Below are 15,903 nucleotides of genomic sequence, written 5' to 3'. Positions count from 1 at the left end.
ATACACTCCTAATAAATAGCTCAATTTCTTTCCACTATTACAACATTTCTGCTCCAAAATTGACTGAATTTTTGAAGGAGTATCTTAAACTAAACTGCTCGTTAGCACAAAAAGAAAAAGGCTGCCGCAGCCCCTAATCTTAAAGTAAAGCACCCGTTAGTGTAAGTGTATTTGTTCACAAACTTGCTTAAAAAAGCCTAAAAATATTTTTTTAGGCTATCTTTATTCAAATCTGTTTTTTTATTATTTTACGAACTCCCTCTCAGGTAGCCCACAATATGTCTGTACTTTTAGGTATGTAACCCAGTAGACGCAGCATTGCTACAATTTGCCCTTTATGATGAAATTCATGTGTAATAGAATGAGTTAGTAATTGGTGTGGCGTTTTCCTTATAGCTCCACTGCCTATCTTCCAAGAAGGTTCTTTTTCGATAATATCATCAAATTTATCAGTGAATTGTTCAAATACAGTATCTACATATTTGTCCGCTTGTTGAAAATAACGTTGAATATCGCCTATTTGCATCTCATTGATTACTTCCTTTGTTAATAGGGGTGATGTTGTTTCTGAAAGTGTAAAAGAACCCAGCCAAGCATGATAACAACCTGCCACATGAACTAAAGAATCTCTTATACTTTGAAAACCAAATCCAAATTCTTTTGTAAAATCATTTTCGTTCAATTCTTTACACTGATCTAATAAAATCTGTCTTGTTTGTTTTACCCATTCATATTCTGTTTTTTCCATAACTATCTCACCTCGTAAATATCAAATACCTGAATATTCTTTTTATTATATCATTTCTAAACGATTATTGAACTAACCTGCACCGATAGCTCCATAACAAAAATAGACCGCCGCAGCGATCCCATCTAAACCTCTTGCCCCGTTAGTTGAATAAGCTAACTAATTCAATTTCATTTTTAACCCTTCGTGCGTTGATTTAAAACCTAATCGCTCATAAAAACGTAATGCATCGACTCTTTGTTTATCAGTAGTAAGTTGAATTAAATGACAACCACGTTCGTTTGCACGTTGAATTGCCCATTTTATCAGTTCGGTTCCTACTCCCTTGCCACGGACAGATGAGCTTGTTCGGACCCCTTCAATAGTAGCTCTCCAACCACCTTGGTGTGTAATATATGGAGTAAATGTTATTTGTTGTACACCAATCACTTCATTACCTTGATAAGCTACTACCAACTCGTTATTAGGGTCAGAAGTGATAGCATGAAATGCTTTTGTGTAACTTTCTGGAAGTGGTTGTTCATAACGCTCACGATTCCTTCCTAATTCATCATTCGCAAGCATTTCAACAATTCTAACCAAATCTTGTTCAGTAGCAATTCTAAACCTGATTTCTTTTTCCAATAAAATTCCCTCCTTGATGAACGAACAGTTTATAACTTTTACTACCTCATTAAACACTCTAAGTTGATAGTTATTTCTTTATGAAATATCATAAGTATTTCTTATGTATTTTAATGGATTATATGTACTCTTCTTTTACTATTCTGCTTCGTTAGTACGAATCGAGTAGAGGGAAAATAAATTTATTATTATCGCCCCTCTCACAACACCGTACGTACGGTTCGCGTATACGGCGTTTCAATTTATATCACAGTGTGCACTTTTAGATAATGTTCTAAAGCAGAGGGACTCCCCTCTGCTTTAGTCTTTTGTTTGAGATTGCTCTTTGGACGACTTTGGATAATCCTATGAATCGGTAACCTTTTCGACAGTAGGTTAATCCTTTCGCTTCTTCCTCCTGAATCCCTAGTTGAATAAGCGATTTAATTTGTTTCTTCGCTACTTTCCATTGTTTCCAGATGATGACCCTAATTCTAGAGCGAAGCTTTGTGTCTATTCGTTCAGTCACTTTTTTCATGTTTGCTACTCTAAAGTAGTTTACCCATCCAAATATTACTTGTTTCAATTTCAATTTTCGGTAGTCTAGTGGAACACTCCAGTTTCGCTTTGTCAGTTGTCGAAGCTTCCTTTGAAACTTCTGTACCGAACTTTGATGAGGTTTCACTTGATATCTCTTGTTATTAATGTCGTATTAATACCCAAATCCTAAGAATTTTAATTCTTTTGGACGTGAGATTCTACTCTTCTCAACATTGACTATCAGACCTAATTTTTCTTCTATAAATCTCACGATTGAATTCATTACTCGGTTCGCTGCTTTTTCACTTTTCACAAAGATAAGGGCATCATCAGCGTACCTCACGAATCTTAGTCCTCTTTTCTCTAGTTCCTTATCAAGTTCGTTTAACATAATATTACTCAATAGTGGACTGAGGTTTCCTCCTTGCGGAGTACCGACAGGTGTGTCTTCATATTTACCATTTACCATGACTCCACTGTCTAAGTATTTTCTGATTAACGAGATGACATCGCCATCTTTTATTGTCTTGGATATAATTCGCATGAGTTTATCATGATGGACGGTATCGAAGAATCTTTCAAGGTCAATGTCGACTACCCAATCATGACTATCATTCAGAAATTCCAGGCTTTTAATAATCGCCATTTCACAACTTCTTTTTGGTCTGAAACCGTAACTAAATTCGCTGAACTGTTCTTCAAATATCGGACTGAGAGCTTGATGGATGGCTTGTTGAACGACTCTGTCCACTACTGTTGGTATTCCCAATTTGCGCATCTTTCCGTTTTCTTTTGGGATTTCCACTCATAAAGCAGCTTGTGGTTGGTATTTTCTTGTTCTGATGCGCTGACGCAACTCATCTTTGTTCTTTTTCAGATATTGCTTTAGTTCGTCGACTGTTACACCATCAACACCACTGGCGCCTTTGTTTCTATAGACACGTAGGTAGGCTTCGTTCATATTTTGATTACTTAGGATTTGTTCTAAAAGTTCCACACTCGTTTCTCCTTCCCTCTCACGTAGTAAGTGATAGCTCCCTTTTGGTTATCCTTTGAGATACGCTCATACTTTTACCATTAACACATTCGGAGTTTTCGTCACTCACGCATTCGTGGTGGTGAAACACTATAAATTGTTCAGCCCTTCATGAAATTATTTCATTACTATGGCTTCTGCTGACTTCTTGCGACTAACCTTTTTCGACTGTACTTCTGTACATCCGCAAGACCTCCCAGGGTAAGACAACTATCTTTCCTCTTTTACTGGCCTGATTTACTCTACAAAATTACGCACATCTTTTGGACTTTAACTTGCTTAGGAGTCTAATCCCTTCATAGAGCCTTGGTATCAGATTTCTGTTCGTCGAGCCAAGATTTTATTCCACGCTTCCTCCAGCCCTTACCTCACGGTAAGTACCTTGCGCTTCCTTAGTGGTTGGTCGATGTGTACCCCCACAGTGGACTTTCACCACCTAGATAGTTGCCATGCCTGGCACACTAAGAAAAGCTGCCTCATTGACAGCTTTGATGTTCAACTCTTGCACCCAGTTAGCTTAATAAGTCTCTAATTTGTTTTTTATCCTTAATTTTACATAACCCCCCGTGGTAACAAATCACTTTTTCAATATCAAGGTCTAAAAATTTCTCAAGAGAGTCAATTGCAGTTTTCAAATCCAATGTCGTTTGTGGTATGGGTTTCCGTAAAACACCATCTACTACTACCATAGCATCACCTGCAACAAGAGTTTTGCTTTGCTTTAAATAGAGACTAATATGACCAGGAGTGTGCCCTGGTGTAAAAATAATTTGAATACCACCACAATATGAAAGTTCTTCACCGTCTTCTAATGTTTTATCTACCTTTGATTTCGGGGGATTCTTATATAAAAATTGTATTTGTTCTGGTAATGCTGACCATTGTTCTTTACTCATTCGATTTGGGTCTGTTTTAATAAGAGGTATCGTTCCCTCAATATATGGTTTGTCGAAAATATGTGCATACACTTCTATAGGGTTATTGGATTGGTTTAGTATTTCTGGGAGGGAACCTATGTGGTCTAAATCCTGATGAGTTATAATTACGGCTTTCAATTTATCAAAGGAGACTCCGACTTCACTCATTGCAAGGTGTATTTGTTCCATTTGTCCTGGCATACCAGTATCAACTAAAACAGCCATTTCATCATCCCATATCAATGTTGGGTTTAATCCGAAACCTTGAATATTTAATTCTAAGATTGCCAATCCTTTATCGATTCTCATTTAATCTCCCCCAAATTATAAGTAAGTTTTTTCTGAGAAATTACTCAGGATTAATTTACCATCGAGAGAGGATATTTTCAACACATAAATTTATAATTATATCACAAATAAAATTATTTGTCAATACTTATCTTCTGAAAATTTCACCATTAAATTTACATTTAGTTAATGTCTTATTGTGCTAAACTGCATCGTTAGTACAATATCTTCAACAAAATAAATAAAAGACTTCTCCTTCTTATAGGAAAGCCCCCGTTAGTTGAAGAAGGACGATCACCATTTATGTGGAAATCGTCCTTTTTTGTTTCCAGCTGAACAGTATCGTTGTACTGTTCAGCTGGAAAGTTGTTCTTCTTAAAGATAAGCGCCCTACAGACCAAAAAGAGATAGTGGGTTAATTTGAGGCTTTGAATTCCTTTATTTTTTGCATTAAACCCTAATAAATTTTTCAGAGTTAACTAATTATTAAGTCGTTTGTTAACTTCAATTGTAATGAACTCCGGCAAATAGCTGGGAGTACATCCTTTTGCTACTATTTCATCTTTGTAAAGACCCGTTTTCTCACCAAGTTTAATACAACGTGCACGATTCTTTTCATCATAAACGCCTATCCAGCCTGCGGTGAAATTCATAGCCCATTGAACTTCCGGTTCTTCCTGCGTAATATTAGCTTCTAATGCAGATAGCAAGTATGCGGTGTTATCAGGCGGTGTTTGTCCAGTCCATCTTAATCGCCCTTGATAATACCAGAAAGCTCGCCTTTGAAGAGCAGAAGGACTATTTTCCCATGACTCCATCAATGCAATTTTCTTCTTGTCTTTGGTGAGCTGATTAGCCATTAACCAATCCATTAAGTTATTTCGCTCATCAAAAGCGTGAGTCTGCATATCCTTATCAAGCTTATTTAGCACATCTTGTGAAAGAAGTTTTTTGTCCATAATTAAGATTGCTAATAGTCTGGGCAAAAACTCTTCGGTTGACCAAAGTTCGATAGCTAGTTCGTGATCTTTCTTAATGTCCTTCGCGATTTTTCGTAAGTCGCCTAGCTTAGTTTTACTATTGATCTGAGGTAGAATGTTTTCTGCTTTTGAAAAGCGTTTTATTTCTGTACCTTTATTTTCATTCATTTTATACAACTCCTTTATTAAAGCACTGTTTCATAATATGTCCTTGATGGGATATATCAAGAACTTAATTTCGTTATAAGTCTTATTGCAGTGGTGTGCCTCCAAAGTTAATATTGTAGTATATATCGTATTAAAGCTTTCTCCACCTATAAATAGAAGAGCAACCAGCTTTAATATAATAATAACATTTACTTCCTTTTAATTGGATACGAAAAGAGCATTCCTTTTTAAAGAAACGCACCCGTTTGTTTAAGTACATTACTTCACATTTTCTTCTTTGCGTTTTTTCGGTTTTCTTTCGGTTTTCTCATTAGTACCAATAATGCTATAACAAAACAAATCATTAGAATTATATTTAAGCTCCAACCGAAACTATCAATATACTGCATTACCCTTCCTCCTCAGATATGTTTTGTTCACTTTAGCATGATTAATGTGCTAGTTGGTTGTTTTCTACAAAAGAAGATAAAACGTTACAATTTTTTCTATCAAGATCCGGTGTCTGTAATTCCCATAATAAAACACCACCCTTCCCCTATAACAAAATGTAGAGAAAGGATGGTGCTTGGCTTTCATTATTTATTTTCGTCAAGGTAAGTTAAAGTAGCAACACCAATGTTTTAGCTGCAATTAGCATTCCTTATTGAAGGAATGCACCCTTTAGTTCAATAAGAAATCATACTAACGTTACTTTTTCCTACCAATGTAAAGCAAGTGGCTTGAAATCCCCAGAATATATGGGTCTGTTGCTTTTTCTTTTATTAAATTAATGATTTTTTTTACTTCCTGTTCACCTTTTCTTCCCCAATAATTCCAATTATCATTGCTTAAGATAGCACCTGGATTGGACCCTATTAAGTCTAATGTTTCAAATCCTTGAGATTCCATAAAAGGATTAATGTCCTCAATATTAAAATAATACGCTCCTGTAAAACGTCCCTCATCTGCGTGGTTAAAGCATCCTGTTTGAGAGAACTGAATTATGGTGTCTAAGTTATCGTTGGGTCTCCAATTTTCAGGAAATAAGAGAGATGTCAGTATGTGTCTTATTCTAGGCATAAAAGCAACAAAAACCAAGCCTCCCTTTTTTGTAACTCTTCTTAATTCTTTTACTGCCATAATACGGTCATTTTCTTGCTGTAAATGGTACATAGGACCAAGCATTAATGATGAGTCAAACTGTTCATCTTTTATCATATTAAGTTCTCTGGCATCAGCTGCATAAAACCCTTCAAATTGTCCTTCTAAATCAAGTTCTTTTGCGTTATCTCTAGCAATTTCTACTAATCTTGGTGTTAAATCGGTCAGTGTCACCTTATAACCATCTTTTGCAAGTTCCATTGAATATTTACCTGGTCCAGCTCCATTATCAAGGATGTACCCTGTTTGGGGCATATATTTCTTTATATAATGCCAATTTACTTGGAATTCAATCGGTTCACGTTCAAGTCTTCCCCACTCATCAAATTGATTGTAATAGTCAATTATCTCATTCATAATTTTCACCTTTATTCCATTTTTTTCTTTTTAATTCGGTAAAAAATCTTTAAATCCTTCTTCAAGTAACCTGCGACGTTACTTCAATCAAGAGAAAGCATTACTGTTGTTCTAGTAATGCCCTCGTTAGCTTCATAAGAATTTCTTTAATTGTTCATTCTAAGAGTAACTTGGAATGGGGGATTTTTATGAAAAAAAGCCTTTTAATATTGATTGCCTGCTTCACTTTTTTCTCTTATAGATCAAAGCTGAAACCATAACTAAAAATGATGTACATTTGCGTGATGACGTGATCATCTATTTACTATTTCCCTTTATTTATAAAGAAATCGAGAACCATTACGGCGAACCTAAACAATTTTATAACCAAAAGATTCTCAAAATCAAAAAGTTAAGAGAAGGCAGCTACCTATTTAATGTCACTGTGCAGGTAACAACATTTGAGGGAGCCCATAATCCTCCATATGATGTAGTGACCATTACTTTTAGTAATAAGGTTTCCGAAGACTGGCGGGCTATTGATTTCAAAAGCAGAAGGTTGAAACCGAATGAAAATTTATGAATGCATCCTTTGTAAAAGGGGTGCTCTTTACTTCGTGCATTTAATTTCACTAACCTGCCCAGCTAGTATCACAAGAAAAAGGATCGCCGCAGCCCTCCCAATCTTTAACTCTTGCAACCGTTAGTAAAAGAAGAACTATTTATTTACCAATTAGGTACTGCTCGGAATAAGACTTGGAATCAAAAATGTCTATACCTATAAAATCTTCACAGTTAGTATCCGAAAAATGAAACACTATTGATTCAACATCAGGATGAGAAATAGACTTTCTTGTTATTTCATCATTCAGTCTAAAAGAATAATAAGTCTTTCCATCAGTAGTAACTTCCTTTTTAAAAATATGTACTTTATCAGCAATCAGTTCAATTTTCCTTGCAGTTTCTCCTTCTACCTCTATTCCAACAATTGGGACTTCTTCTCCAAAATCTAACATTATATCATCGTTTTCTGGAAGTTCTTCCGTATGAGTAATAGTATATTTTGATGGTTCACTAAAGTAAATATAGCCCATCTCTACTTCCTTATCATAAGTAACCTGACCTTTGTAGCCCATAAGATCTATCCTCCTAAGCTTTTTCTTTTTCTCGTTTTATGCCAAATTTATATCATTTTCTTGTTCAGCTAACCTGCCAGTTAGCACAATAAGAAAAAGCTGCCGCAACGACAGCCCTCTTGCTCCCGTTAGTTCAAGAAGAAATTGTAACTTTATTACTGAGTTTCTCTTCTATCCGCCGTGTAGTCTAATACGAAATAAAGGATGTACATTGAAATAAAGTAAACCCCCGCCGAATAGATAATATTCCATTCACCATATGTAAAACTCTAATATAAACTGCATACAATTCAAGTAATACAAGAATGTAGGTCCATCCCAAAATATATATAAATTTCTTACTGGCATTAGAATTCAGGGGAAAATAATTAAAAATAATAACCAGTACAGCAACCTCACCAAGGGCTACAGCTAGGTAAAACCATTCTATTTGTTCTTTATCAAAATACCAGTAAAGTTTGTACTTTAAATCAAGATACAAATCAGTTACAAAATTTATTAACAATGCAAACTGTATTGTAACTAGTAACTCATGCTTAGTTCTTTTTCTGGGCAGTTTGAGGGCAACTAAAAGAACTAATATAACTGTCACTATAAATAGCTTCACCAAGAGGAACACCTCATTTTTTAAATAACAACAATATCAACCATATTATCATTATTTATACGATGAATTATTTTTATGTAATTAACCTGCCATGTTAGCACCATAGGGCTTTCATTTAAATAAATTCGAAATCCATAAAGTATCCGATGTGTTAAGTAAATTCAAAACCCTTATTGCAACCTGGTTATAGTCACCCTCTGCTTTGCCTTTTCAAAATAAAACCATATTCCATCTTCTTCTTCAGATTTTTTTCCTAATCTATATCTTTTTTTAAACCTATTTTAAAAAACTATTAATGAATGATTTAGCGTAAATTTGGAACTATACATTTGTAGAAGTTAATAAGGAGGTAACCTAAAATGGACATTCAAAAATTAGCCCATCATGAGTCTTTGGATCTACATGAAGTTATTAATTTTAAAACCCTATGCTTAGCGAAATCAAAACTAATGCAAGGACTTGTATTTGATCATGATTTGAGAGCATTAATGCAAAAAGATGTTGAACAATCCATGCAAGCGCTTGTAGAATTACAGGCAATCTATCAACGTGCACCTTTTGAAGCTCCTGTTCCTCCAAACCGGCCAACACCAATAATAAATTGAAAGGAAGGAAAATTCATTGAATAATGACTATTTAGACCCTATAAACTCGTTACATGTACCTGAGATAGCTGATACCACATTTGCCATGGATTTCCTCCTTCGTGCCAAAGAGGGTGTTCGCAATATTGCTGTTGCATTAACGGAGTCTGCATCACCTGATGTTAGAACCCTCTTACGAAACCAGTTAATGCAAGGGATTGCCATGCACCAAGAAATTACAGAACTAATGATTAATAAAAAATGGTTCCATCCATACGAACTAAGTGAACAGTATAAACTAGATCAACTCTCTGCCAACAATACATTGATGATTGGGAAAATGAATCTATTCCCTGTTGAGACCAATAGAAAAGGTATGTTTGACCGGACACCTGATGATCACTAACACTGGAGGCTGTAACAAATGAAGGCAGTAACATATCAAGGTATTAAAAATGTTGTAGTCAAAGAAGTTCCAGATCCAAAGATTGAAAAACCAGATGACATGATTATTAAAGTAACGAGTACAGCTATATGCGGGTCTGATTTACATTTAATTCATGGCATGATTCCTAACCTGCAAGAAAACTATGTTATTGGCCATGAACCAATGGGAATCGTTGAAGAAGTTGGTCCAGGTGTGACTAAGCTAAAAAAGGGAGATCGAGTAATTATCCCCTTTAATATAGCATGCGGTGAATGCTCTTATTGTAAAAACCATTTGGAAAGCCAATGTGATAATTCTAATGATAATGGTGATATGGGTGCCTATTTCGGATATTCTGGTACGACGGGGGGCTATCCAGGTGGGCAAGCTGAATATTTAAGAGTGCCATTTGCCAACTTTACTCATTTCAAAATTCCAGAGACTTGTGAAGAACCAGATGAAAAGTTAACAGTTATTGCCGATGCGATGACTACTGGTTTTTGGACTGTTGACAATGCAGGCGTAAAGGATGGAGATACAGTTATTGTTCTTGGCTGTGGTCCGGTTGGTCTTTTTGCTCAAAAATTCTGTTGGCTAAAAGGGGCAAAGCGAGTCATTGCCGTTGATTATGTCAATTATCGCCTGCAGCACGCCAAGCGCACCAACAAAGTAGAAATTGTTAACTTTGAGGACCATGAGAATGTAGGAAGTTACCTGAAGGAAATCACCAAAGGAGGTGCGGATGTTGTCATTGATGCAGTTGGTATGGACGGTAAAATGACTGATATGGAGTTCCTTGCGAGCGGAATGAAGCTTCAAGGCGGAGCATTAAGTGCGTTTATCATGGCTTCACAAGCAGTGCGTAAAGGCGGGACAATTCAAGTTACTGGCGTTTACGGCGGCAGATATAATGGTTTCCCTCTTGGAGATATTATGCAGCGAAATATCAATATCCGGTCTGGGCAAGCACCTGTGATTCACTATATGCCATATATGTTTGAATTAGTTTCGACAGGAAAAATTGATCCAGGAGATGTCGTGACTCATGTACTTCCACTTAGTGAAGCAAAGCATGGCTATGAGATTTTTGACACAAAAATGGATGATTGTATAAAAGTCATATTGAAACCTTGAGGAAGGAGGTATAAAAAATGAACTACGCCTTACATGAAGTTCTTGAGGTCCATGAGATGGCTGCATTTAAGACCACTTGTTTAACTAAATCCAAAACGATGAAAGCGTTAGTTACAGATCAGCTATTAAAAGATATTATGCAGCAAGACATTGATGTATCTACGAGACAATTACAAGAATATGCTTCTATCCTTTCCAACGCTAAGCAGTAAATTAGGAGATGAATGAACATGAATCCAATCATTGAAACTTTAACTGGCATGGACGGACTATCGGATCAAGTCGTTGCAATGGACCTACTCATTTCAGCTAAAAGTGGAGTTAGAAATTATGCCATGGCAGTAACAGAATCAGGAACACCGGAAATTAAAGAAATTCTCACTCGCCATTTAGTGGAAGCTCTGGATATGCATGAAATAATATCCGCATATATGGTAGAAAAAGGATGGTACCATGCTTGGAATACAAACGAACAGATCAGTTTGGATTTAAATAATATCAATACAGCATTGAACTTACCGACATTATAAAAATTTTCCAGGAACAGTTTAATACTCACCAAATAAACTGTTCCTATTAAACCATTTTGAGTTGTTTTGGCAGAAGTAAATAAAGTTAATACTTCTTGCATACTCGTATTTGTTTTACACTATATAATGAAAACAATTAATTGACTATTTTTATTATGAAATGGTCGGAGCAGGAAATTCATCAATTTTGATACGAAGTAAACTATAAGGTTTCTGTCGTAAGTCTTTTCCATAATGAAATCTAGGCTGTCGATGTAATTGGTTCACAATGACATACAAATATTGATCCGGACCAATTGAAAAAGTATCCGGCCACAAAATTCTCGGATCATGTGCGATAGTTTCTATTATGCCATTTGGCAATATCTTACGGATACTGTTGTTTTCATAATCTCCAGCATAAACAGTTCCCTTTGTATCGGTGATCATTCCATCAGACGCACCTTTTTCTCCCCAATACTTCACATGATAAGGTAAATCCATGTCCGGTATCGTTCTGTCTCTCAGGGCTTCTGTTGAGATAGAGAACAAATGACGACTGGTTAGTGGAGCAAAATATAATATCTTTCCATCAGGAGAAATCGCAAGACTATCAGACGCCAATCTAAATGGAGAAGTTGAACCGTCTTTGTTTCGATTCATTAAAATTTGACCTTCTACTTTCGGTAAAAAATAGGGATCGGGTGAAGTTGAATTTGCCCCATTTAACCGTCTAAACGCGTTTCCATTTGATAAATCTACGACGATAATAGCTCCTGGTCCTCGTGAAGAAGAATCGGTTATATAGGCATAACCTGCTTTTCCAACACGAAAATCAAAACGGACATCATTCAGATAAGTTGTAGGCAGGACAACATCTTCTGTAAAAGTATATACTTTTCTTATTGTATTGGTTTCTAAATCAACAGCGACTAATTTTGCCCCACCTTTAATAGGTTCAGAAAAATTGGGTGCCGCTGTATCTAATACCCAAAGCGTTCCCCTTCCATCAGTAACTACACTTTGGACACTGATGAAAGTCATTTTGATATTCTCGGGGTTAACCAAATTGGTTTGTAAATTAGGATAAGGCTGCAATTTATCCTCAACAATTTCCGCCACCGTAAATTTAACATCGTCTCCCCATTTCGGAAAACAAATGAAAATACGACCAGTTTCTGAAACACTAACTCCGGTAGGCATAGTGCCATAAAATGCATAAACTAGTTCTAATTTACCGAAATATTTTTCACTAGGTAGCATAGGTTTCATGATATCCTCCTCACCCGTTTAAACGGGATATCACCTATATATGATTTATATTTTTTCTAGTGCATGTTTCTTAATAAGTTTTTCTAAACGAAAAGATGATGGAATTGATTGTTTTCGAAATTTAATAAGTCAGTCTTGAAACTGTGTTTGCTTTAGAAGCAAATGACCAGATGAAGAAATTTCTGAATTCCTTTTTAAACTAATCTGCACCGTTAGCTTAATAAGAAAAAGCTGCCTCAATGACAGCTCTGTTCTTAATTCTTGCCTCCGTTAGTTGAACAAACATACGGATATTAGTCAGATTGAGGTAACATTTTAATAAAATATTTTGGGGATTCCGTAAACCCTTGCCGCATATAAAACCTATGTGCATCTTTTCTCCTTGAATGGCAATGCACTTCGATTCTATCGCAATTTCTTTTTATAGCTAAACCAGTACAATATTCTTCAATCTTACGCCCTATCCCCTTACTTCTAATGTTTTTATCAACTGCAAAGTAACTTATCCTTGCAAAATCTCCTTTTACAGCTAATTGAGGAATAAAATGAACCGAAATTAAAGCTATAACACTCTGATCTTCTTCAAACACTAATAACACCTCATTCGGATCCATAAGAAGTATTTCAACTTTTTCCTTTATAAATGATTCCGTATCTGGATAGTCCAACTGGTTTAATAACAAAGAAATTTGCTTCCAATCCTCAACCTTCGCTTTTCTTATCCCCATTCATTCCACCCCCCAATTTTATCGACTAATTTATACCTTTTATTCAAGTAAACTGCCACGTAGTACAACATCTTCAACAAAAGAGAAGCGTTAATCCTTCTTAGATCAAAGCACCGATTAGTTTAAGTATATTTTTTAACAATCTGATAATTATTTTTCATGTTTAATTTCCTTTTTCGAATTACAACTGAATAATTCAGCAAAAAAAACCGACTTAAAGTCGGTTTTCAAATTGATTTTTATTTTGTTTGTGAAATTGCATTAACAAGTTGGGTCAGTGATTCGTTGATTGGAGCAACTGGACGACCAAGAATTTTCTTAAAGTCATTGCTTTCAACTTCTAGTGAACCGTTCCGAATGCTTTCTTGGATTCCTACTACTATCGGAATCACAAAATCAGGTAAACCTAAGCCTTTCATGATCTCTGCATATTTTTCGTCACTAACTTGTTGTACTGGTACTTCTTTACCCAATACATTACCAAGAGCAGCTGCCAATTCTTCTTGAGTTAAAAGTGGACCAGAAAGTTCATATACTGTATTTTCGTGACCACTTCCAACAAGAACTGCTGCCGCTGCATCTGCGTAATCTTGTTGCAGTACCCAGCCTACCTTACCTTCTCCAGCAGATGTTACCCAAGGAGCTCCTGCCATAGCTCCTTGAATGCTTCCAATTTCATTTTCCAAATACCAATTGTTACGCAAGAAAGAATATGGGATACCTGTCTTGATGATGGCTGCTTCTGTCGCAACATGAGGAGGAGCCATTAAATTTTTGCTTTCTGTTGCATTTGCTAAACTTGTATAAGCAATAAATTTTACCCCTGCATGATCAGCTGCTTGGACAGCATTAGTATGTTGACGAATTCTCGTTTCATTGTCACCATCCGCAGAAATAATTAATAAGCGGTCAATCCCTTTAAAAGCATTTTCTAATGTTTCTGGTTGATCAAAATCTCCATGACGAACTTCCACCCCACGACTACGAAGTCCTTCTGCTTTCTCTGGGTTTCTAACACTTACTGCCAACTCTTTTGCAGGTATAGATTTCAATAATGATTCTACAACCTTTGAACCTAATTTCCCTGTTGCTCCTGTAACTAATATTTTCATTTTGTCTTCCTCCAATTCAGATTTACCTGTAACAATATCGATTACATGTAATAATTTTAATTACATGTAATCGATTTGTCAACATGTATGCATAATGCTATTTATTATTTTTTTCGTAATTTGGTATAATAAACTTGTAATCAAATTAATTACATGATGAAGTAATAAAATCAATAACGGAAAAGTTAATAGGGGTGGTGAAAAACATGTCCATTAGCAGCCGATTTGCTGTCGGAATTCATATATTGACTCTAATTGAATTTAATAAAGAAGGAGTAACATCTTCTGAATTTTTAGCTTCAAGTGTTAACACGAACCCAGCCGTGATAAGAAAACTAATGGGAATGTTAAAAAAAGCTGGTTTGATAGAGGTACATCCAGGTATTGCAGGGGCTAAACTCGCAAAGGAATTATCTGATATTACATTGTTCGATGTTTATAAGGCAGTGAATGTTGTACAGGAGAAAGAATTGTTTAGTATACATGAAAGTCCACATCCTGATTGTCCCGTAGGCAGGAACATCCAGAATACAATTGAACCCTTATTCGCAGCAGCTCAATTTGCAATGGAAAAGGTTTTAAGAAATGTTACTTTAGAAGATGTTGTGAAGGATATTGCTACTAAAGAAAATATCTGTTAAAAAAGGCTTTCCCATAAGGTGTCTGACTCCTTATGGGAAAGCCTCTTCTCTTTGTTCTTCAACTCCCTGCCCAGTTACTTCAATAAGAAAAAAGCGTCCCACATTTTGTAGAACGCCACGTAGATGAAGAACTAAATCCAATTATCTTATGTCCAGCCTTCATCTAATCTCTCTTTTAGTAAAGTGTCATTCCAAGTTCCCCAAGGTGACAATTGCTTTTGTTCATTACCCTTTCTCATATAAGCCGGGGAGGATACGTAACCCAATCCCGATAAAATGGAGACATCATTTCTGTTGACGTTACAAGCAATGGTCACCGCGGGATATTTAATCCTACTAATCCATCTGCCAACCAAGTTAATCTAAATCCAATGACTACTCCTACAATAGCACCAACCAAAATTTGCATTCTCTTTTAACAAGGTTCTCTTTTCGATTAGTAATTGATAGTTTGCTGACAGCGAAGAAAATAATAGCTGCACTTGGTAAGCTTGCCATCCCTAGTGGCTGAAACACAGCTACCGCTGAGAGCTCAATAGGTCTTGCTCCATCAAATGGCCAGATTGTGGAACAAGTTAAAAATTTTTTCTTCGACTAACCTGCTCCTTTAGCTCAAAACAAAAAGGCTGTCGTAACAGCAGCTCCTTAAATTGAATATCTATCCTAATAGATTGGAGAGATAGTATATAAAAGCGTAAAGTCCAAACGAACCCATACTAAAACTTATTACTGCAATTGATAAATAAGGCGTGTAGCCCTTTTGTTTTCTAGTACGCATTAAATAATAAAAAGATAATATTAAACTAACTATAAAAGTACCGAGCCATAAATTATTTAATAATGAAGCCCCAAAGAAAGCAAGAAAACTAACTAAGTAGGAAATATTGATCAAAAGCAATAATATTAAAATAACTTTCCCCAAAATGTATCCCCCTCCTGTCTCTTTCATATCCAAATTTTAACATAAAACTCTTCCTTCTCGAAGTAAACTGCTTCG

Annotated in this window: 22 protein-coding genes and 1 pseudogene; 7 read left to right on the top strand and 16 right to left on the bottom strand. The window is 35.8% G+C overall.

The window, feature by feature from the left end:
* Window positions 1-262: 262 nt before the first annotated feature.
* From F4694_RS20685 to F4694_RS20660, 9 genes are all read right to left on the bottom strand, one after another.
* Window positions 263-748: a DinB family protein gene (locus F4694_RS20685; RefSeq protein WP_179601445.1), complete on the bottom strand. Its 486-nt coding sequence runs from the start codon at window positions 746-748 to the stop codon at window positions 263-265.
* Between the two features lie 159 nt (window positions 749-907).
* A complete protein-coding gene (locus tag F4694_RS20680; protein ID WP_179601443.1) occupies window positions 908-1,372 on the bottom strand; it encodes a GNAT family N-acetyltransferase in 465 nt (154 codons plus the stop codon).
* Between the two features lie 274 nt (window positions 1,373-1,646).
* The gene (locus F4694_RS32995) at window positions 1,647-2,036 is read right to left on the bottom strand and encodes a group II intron maturase-specific domain-containing protein (RefSeq protein WP_374757439.1); all 390 of its coding nucleotides are present in this window, start codon (window positions 2,034-2,036) and stop codon (window positions 1,647-1,649) included.
* 27 nt (window positions 2,037-2,063) lie between these two features.
* Window positions 2,064-2,696: a reverse transcriptase domain-containing protein gene (locus F4694_RS32990; RefSeq protein ID WP_374757438.1), complete on the bottom strand. Its 633-nt coding sequence runs from the start codon at window positions 2,694-2,696 to the stop codon at window positions 2,064-2,066.
* Complete coding sequence (locus tag F4694_RS32985) at window positions 2,697-2,888, bottom strand: hypothetical protein (RefSeq protein ID WP_257029332.1); 192 nt, start codon at window positions 2,886-2,888, stop codon at window positions 2,697-2,699.
* A gap of 551 nt (window positions 2,889-3,439) precedes the next feature.
* Window positions 3,440-4,153 (bottom strand): MBL fold metallo-hydrolase, encoded by a 714-nt coding sequence (locus F4694_RS20670; RefSeq protein ID WP_179601441.1) that lies wholly within the window; start codon window positions 4,151-4,153, stop codon window positions 3,440-3,442.
* Between the two features lie 458 nt (window positions 4,154-4,611).
* Complete coding sequence (locus tag F4694_RS20665; protein ID WP_179601439.1) at window positions 4,612-5,280, bottom strand: DNA alkylation repair protein; 669 nt, start codon at window positions 5,278-5,280, stop codon at window positions 4,612-4,614.
* A gap of 263 nt (window positions 5,281-5,543) precedes the next feature.
* A complete protein-coding gene (locus F4694_RS32365; protein WP_257029331.1) occupies window positions 5,544-5,669 on the bottom strand; it encodes a hypothetical protein in 126 nt (41 codons plus the stop codon).
* A gap of 298 nt (window positions 5,670-5,967) precedes the next feature.
* Window positions 5,968-6,777 (bottom strand): class I SAM-dependent methyltransferase, encoded by an 810-nt coding sequence (locus F4694_RS20660; protein ID WP_179601604.1) that lies wholly within the window; start codon window positions 6,775-6,777, stop codon window positions 5,968-5,970.
* Between the two features lie 277 nt (window positions 6,778-7,054).
* Here F4694_RS20660 and F4694_RS20655 point away from each other — a divergent pair, with 277 nt between their 5' ends.
* Window positions 7,055-7,339, top strand: coding sequence for a DUF3888 domain-containing protein (locus tag F4694_RS20655; RefSeq protein ID WP_179601437.1), 285 nt, complete (start codon window positions 7,055-7,057; stop codon window positions 7,337-7,339).
* A gap of 139 nt (window positions 7,340-7,478) precedes the next feature.
* Here F4694_RS20655 and F4694_RS20650 read toward each other — a convergent pair whose 3' ends face one another.
* Together F4694_RS20650 and F4694_RS20645 are read right to left on the bottom strand one after the other, a co-directional pair.
* Window positions 7,479-7,892 (bottom strand): DUF2283 domain-containing protein, encoded by a 414-nt coding sequence (locus tag F4694_RS20650; protein WP_179601435.1) that lies wholly within the window; start codon window positions 7,890-7,892, stop codon window positions 7,479-7,481.
* Between the two features lie 187 nt (window positions 7,893-8,079).
* The gene (locus F4694_RS20645; RefSeq protein ID WP_218895757.1) at window positions 8,080-8,484 is read right to left on the bottom strand and encodes a hypothetical protein; all 405 of its coding nucleotides are present in this window, start codon (window positions 8,482-8,484) and stop codon (window positions 8,080-8,082) included.
* Window positions 8,485-8,858: 374 nt separating this feature from the next.
* Between F4694_RS20645 and F4694_RS20640 the strand changes: the two genes are divergently transcribed.
* Genes F4694_RS20640 through F4694_RS20620 form a run of 5 tightly spaced genes read left to right on the top strand, consistent with a single transcriptional unit; the run spans window position 8,859 to window position 11,174 of the window.
* Window positions 8,859-9,104, top strand: coding sequence for a spore gernimation protein GerQ (locus F4694_RS20640; protein WP_179601431.1), 246 nt, complete (start codon window positions 8,859-8,861; stop codon window positions 9,102-9,104).
* Between the two features lie 16 nt (window positions 9,105-9,120).
* Window positions 9,121-9,489, top strand: a complete 369-nt coding sequence (locus F4694_RS20635) for a spore coat protein (RefSeq protein WP_179601429.1) — start codon at window positions 9,121-9,123, stop codon at window positions 9,487-9,489.
* 18 nt (window positions 9,490-9,507) lie between these two features.
* Window positions 9,508-10,644 (top strand): zinc-dependent alcohol dehydrogenase, encoded by a 1,137-nt coding sequence (locus F4694_RS20630; RefSeq protein ID WP_179601427.1) that lies wholly within the window; start codon window positions 9,508-9,510, stop codon window positions 10,642-10,644.
* Window positions 10,645-10,661: 17 nt separating this feature from the next.
* Window positions 10,662-10,856, top strand: a complete 195-nt coding sequence (locus F4694_RS20625; protein WP_007083743.1) for a hypothetical protein — start codon at window positions 10,662-10,664, stop codon at window positions 10,854-10,856.
* Window positions 10,857-10,874: 18 nt separating this feature from the next.
* Entirely contained in the window at window positions 10,875-11,174 is a 300-nt protein-coding gene (locus F4694_RS20620; protein WP_179601602.1) for a spore coat protein, read from the top strand.
* Between the two features lie 153 nt (window positions 11,175-11,327).
* Here the strand turns inward: F4694_RS20620 and F4694_RS20615 are convergent, their stop codons facing one another.
* The 3 genes from F4694_RS20615 to F4694_RS20605 form a co-directional block, all read right to left on the bottom strand.
* The gene (locus F4694_RS20615; protein WP_179601425.1) at window positions 11,328-12,425 is read right to left on the bottom strand and encodes an L-dopachrome tautomerase-related protein; all 1,098 of its coding nucleotides are present in this window, start codon (window positions 12,423-12,425) and stop codon (window positions 11,328-11,330) included.
* A 293-nt stretch (window positions 12,426-12,718) separates the two neighbouring features.
* Entirely contained in the window at window positions 12,719-13,153 is a 435-nt protein-coding gene (locus F4694_RS20610; protein ID WP_179601423.1) for a GNAT family N-acetyltransferase, read from the bottom strand.
* A 239-nt stretch (window positions 13,154-13,392) separates the two neighbouring features.
* On the bottom strand, window positions 13,393-14,265 hold the full coding sequence (locus F4694_RS20605) for an SDR family oxidoreductase (protein ID WP_179601421.1): 873 nt from the start codon (window positions 14,263-14,265) through the stop codon (window positions 13,393-13,395).
* 206 nt (window positions 14,266-14,471) lie between these two features.
* Between F4694_RS20605 and F4694_RS20600 the strand changes: the two genes are divergently transcribed.
* A complete protein-coding gene (locus F4694_RS20600; protein WP_179601419.1) occupies window positions 14,472-14,906 on the top strand; it encodes an Rrf2 family transcriptional regulator in 435 nt (144 codons plus the stop codon).
* Window positions 14,907-15,225: 319 nt separating this feature from the next.
* On the opposite strand, the pseudogene F4694_RS32360 reads toward F4694_RS20600, so the two are convergent.
* A pseudogene (locus F4694_RS32360) lies at window positions 15,226-15,434 on the bottom strand (phage infection protein); the annotation flags it as partial.
* Window positions 15,435-15,564: 130 nt separating this feature from the next.
* On the bottom strand, window positions 15,565-15,855 hold the full coding sequence (locus tag F4694_RS20595; protein ID WP_218895756.1) for a hypothetical protein: 291 nt from the start codon (window positions 15,853-15,855) through the stop codon (window positions 15,565-15,567).
* Between the last annotated feature and the right edge of the window lie 48 nt (window positions 15,856-15,903).

Source organism: Neobacillus driksii (assembly GCF_013409995.1).
GTDB lineage: Bacteria > Bacillota > Bacilli > Bacillales > Cytobacillaceae > Neobacillus > Neobacillus driksii.
Note: the sequence above shows the minus strand (reverse complement) of the source record. Positions and strands in the feature narration are given on the sequence as shown.